Annotated in this window: 6 protein-coding genes; all 6 read right to left on the reverse strand. The window is 72.1% G+C overall.

Going from position 1 to position 2,928, the window contains the following annotated elements:
* Positions 1-22 precede the first annotated feature (22 nt).
* On the reverse strand, positions 23-238 hold the full coding sequence (locus tag PV350_RS45860) for a gas vesicle protein (RefSeq protein WP_499509487.1): 216 nt from the start codon (positions 236-238) through the stop codon (positions 23-25).
* On the reverse strand, positions 235-1,041 hold the full coding sequence (locus tag PV350_RS45865; protein WP_499509488.1) for a GvpL/GvpF family gas vesicle protein: 807 nt from the start codon (positions 1,039-1,041) through the stop codon (positions 235-237). The genes PV350_RS45860 and PV350_RS45865 overlap by 4 nt, the downstream gene beginning before the upstream one ends.
* Positions 1,034-1,480, reverse strand: coding sequence for a gas vesicle protein (locus PV350_RS45870; RefSeq protein ID WP_499509489.1), 447 nt, complete (start codon positions 1,478-1,480; stop codon positions 1,034-1,036). Before PV350_RS45870 ends, PV350_RS45865 begins: the two co-directional genes overlap by 8 nt.
* Positions 1,481-1,494: 14 nt before the next feature.
* Positions 1,495-1,749, reverse strand: a complete 255-nt coding sequence (locus PV350_RS45875) for a gas vesicle protein GvpG (RefSeq protein ID WP_018559348.1) — start codon at positions 1,747-1,749, stop codon at positions 1,495-1,497.
* Between the two features lie 15 nt (positions 1,750-1,764).
* On the reverse strand, positions 1,765-2,478 hold the full coding sequence (locus PV350_RS45880; protein WP_499516711.1) for a GvpL/GvpF family gas vesicle protein: 714 nt from the start codon (positions 2,476-2,478) through the stop codon (positions 1,765-1,767).
* 2 nt (positions 2,479-2,480) lie between these two features.
* Positions 2,481-2,928: gas vesicle structural protein GvpA (locus tag PV350_RS45885; protein ID WP_500339224.1), on the reverse strand; the 448-nt coding region annotated here is incomplete at its 5' end.

Raw genomic sequence — 2,928 nt, forward strand, 5'->3', positions numbered from 1 at the left:
TCGCCGGGGGGTGCCGGGGGCGTCATGGGCCGGACTCCGGGCCCCACGGGGAGGGGTTGCGTTCGCTGACGGAGACGATCAGGGCACGCAGCGAGATGCGGACGAGGTCGATGTCGGCGATGGAGAGCACCACGTCGCCGGTGAGGACCACGCCGCCGCTCAGGAGGCGGTCGAGCAGGTCGACGAGGGCCACCTGACGCTCCGCCAGGGGTTCAGGGGTCCGGTCGGCGGCCGTCATGGCGGCGCGTCCGCCACGTCCGCGCCGGGGAGGGCGGCGAACGAGTACGGGGCCCAGGGGCCGGTGACGTCGACGCGCACCCCGGGCAGTCCTTCGCCGGCGGCGAGGACGCGGGTGCGGAAGGCCTCGGCCTGTTCGTCCGCGAGGAGGAAGGCGTCGTTGAGGACGTTCTCCCCCGCGCCGGCGGCGAGTTGCCCCTGCTGCACGCGGTGCCGGGCGTGCCCGGTCGCCAGTTCGCGGCCGATCGTCTCGACGCGTGCGGCGGCCTCCTCCGCCGCGCGGTAGGCCTCGTCGCGGGAGTGCCGCTGGGCGCGGCGGGCACGCAGGTAGGCGCGGCCGGGGCTGAGGTCCTCGCCGGCGCCGGCTCCGGCGGTGCCCGCGGACGCAGCCGCCGCCGGGGCCTCCACGTAGATCTTGACCCCCCATTCGAGGTGTCCTGCGAGCCGCTCCAGGACCTGCGTGAACGCCGCGTCGTCGTCCCGCAGCACGGCCAGGACGCGTGCGTCGTCCAGGTAGACCGTGGCCAGTCGCAGGGGCAGCACGGTGGTGTGCGCCGAGAGCGCCTCGATGACGGTGTGGTGGGCGCGGGCGACGGCCTCCAGCCAGTCCAGGTCCTCCAGGTGCCGGCGCAGGGCTTCCTCCCGGAAGTCCGCGGCGGGCACCGGGCTGACGGCCGCGGCCAGCGGACCCGCCGTCACGAGCCCCACCGGTGCCCCGGCGACGCCCGTCAGCGCGGCCAGGGCGCCCTCCGGAACGCCGCCGCCGCGCAGCACGGCGTACGCGTAGCTGACCCGGTCATCCATCGTCCGTCCCGGGATCGCCGCGGCGGTGCGTCGTCGAGGAGGACCGCGTGCGGTGGCGGGAGGCCACGCTGCCCCGCGGCGTGTCCGTCAGCTCCCGCCCTTCCTTCAGCGCCTCGATCTCCTCGCGCAGCCGGCGGTTCTCCTGCGCGAGCGAACTCTCCCCGTGGGCACGGGAGGACAGCGACGGATCGTGCTCCCACCAGTCGATGCCCATCTCCTTGGCCTTGTCGACGGAGGCCACCAGCAGACGCAGCTTGATGGTGAGCAGTTCGATGTCGAGCAGGTTGATCTGGATGTCGCCGGCGATGACGATGCCCTTGTCCAGGACCCGCTCGAGGATGTCCGCCAGGTTGGCCGAGGACCCCTGCCCCTGGGCGTACGACTGGGGACCGGCCCTCGTGGGGTACGAGCCGAGCCGGCCCGCCGGGGAATCCGTCACTGCGTCACCTCGTCTCAGGGCGCGGGCTCGCCGCGCCGGAAGGCCGCGATCTCGTCGAGCCGGTCGAGCAGTTCCTCCTCGCGGGCCTCGAAGGTCTCCTCGTCGATCCGTCCGGCGAGGAGTTCCTTCTCCAGGGCGGCGAGTTCGCGTTCGACGGGCTCGGGGTCGTAGTACTCCTGCTCTGCGGCCTCCAGTACGCGCTCGACCACCCAGCCCACCCCGCGCACCGGCGCGAGGGGGAGGGTGACGATCTGGGTGAACAGTCCCATGGGGGCCACTCCCTCTCACACGAAGCTGTACGGGGGCAGCGGTCCCAGCAGCCGGAAGTCGCACTCCTCGCCCACCTGGTTGGCGAGGCTCAGCTGCGTGGCCAGGAACATCTCCTCCTTGCTGTCGTCCACCAGGAAGGAGACGCTGAGGAAGTCCTGTCCGCCCGGCGCGGAGGCCACGTCGTCGCGGACGAAGGGGCGCAGCGCTTCGACGATGCCCGCCCCGAGGGCCTGCTGGCGGGCCTGCACCTCGTTGGCGAGCAGCTCGCCCAGCATCAGGGGGATGTCGGGGGACGCGGTTCCGCCGCGGATCTCCTCGTTCAGCCGGCGTGCCTCGTCGTTCTCCTCCAGGACCCGGCGCAGCAGGGAGTCCTCGTCCCACGAGACCTTCAGGTGGTACTCGGCGCAGCCCTGCAGGTTCTTCAGCTGCTCCCGGTACTCCACCGCACGGTCCTCCAGAACGGCCTTCACGGCCTCCTCGTCGGGTGCCGTGAAGCCGAAGCGCAGCGGCAGCACGGCACCGTCGGCCATCAGCCGTTCCTGGACCTCCTGATGGGCGAGCACGTCCCTGCGCCGGGGGCGCAGGTCCTCGGGGGCCTCGCTCACGACCGCGGAGAGCTCGGCATTCGTCACCGTGCGCAGCTCCCGGTCCGATCCGCCGACGGCCGTGAGGCCGTCCAGGCGCAACGGGTGGTCCTTCGCGGTGATGGAGTAGACGTAGACGGCCATGGTCATTCCCTCTCCCGCCGGGAAGCCCGCCCGGTGCTCCTGCGCCGCGGCTGCCTGGGCTCCTCCTCGTACTCCGCTTCCTCCTCTTCGGGCTCCTCCTCGTACTCGTCCTCCTCGTCCTCGTCGCTCCCGCCCTTCAGGGTGTCGGTCACGGCCTCGACGGCGCCGGACAGGGCACCCTTCGACTTGCCCTTGGCCCCGCCCTCGGTGATCTCACCCACGAGATCGGTGAGCTGGGTGGGCTGCTTGCGCCCGGATTCCAGGTCAAGCCGGTTGCAGGCTTCGGCGAAACGGAGGTACGTGTCGACGCTCGCCACGACGATCCGGGCGTCGATCTTGAGGATCTCGATGCCCACAAGGGACACGCGGACGAAGACGTCGATGACGAGCCCCCGGTCCAGGATCAGTTCCAGGACGTCGTAGAGGCTCCCCCCGCCACCCCCCCTCGAC

It is taken from the genome of Streptomyces sp. PA03-6a, assembly GCF_033792765.1.
In the GTDB taxonomy this organism is placed as follows: domain Bacteria; phylum Actinomycetota; class Actinomycetes; order Streptomycetales; family Streptomycetaceae; genus Actinacidiphila.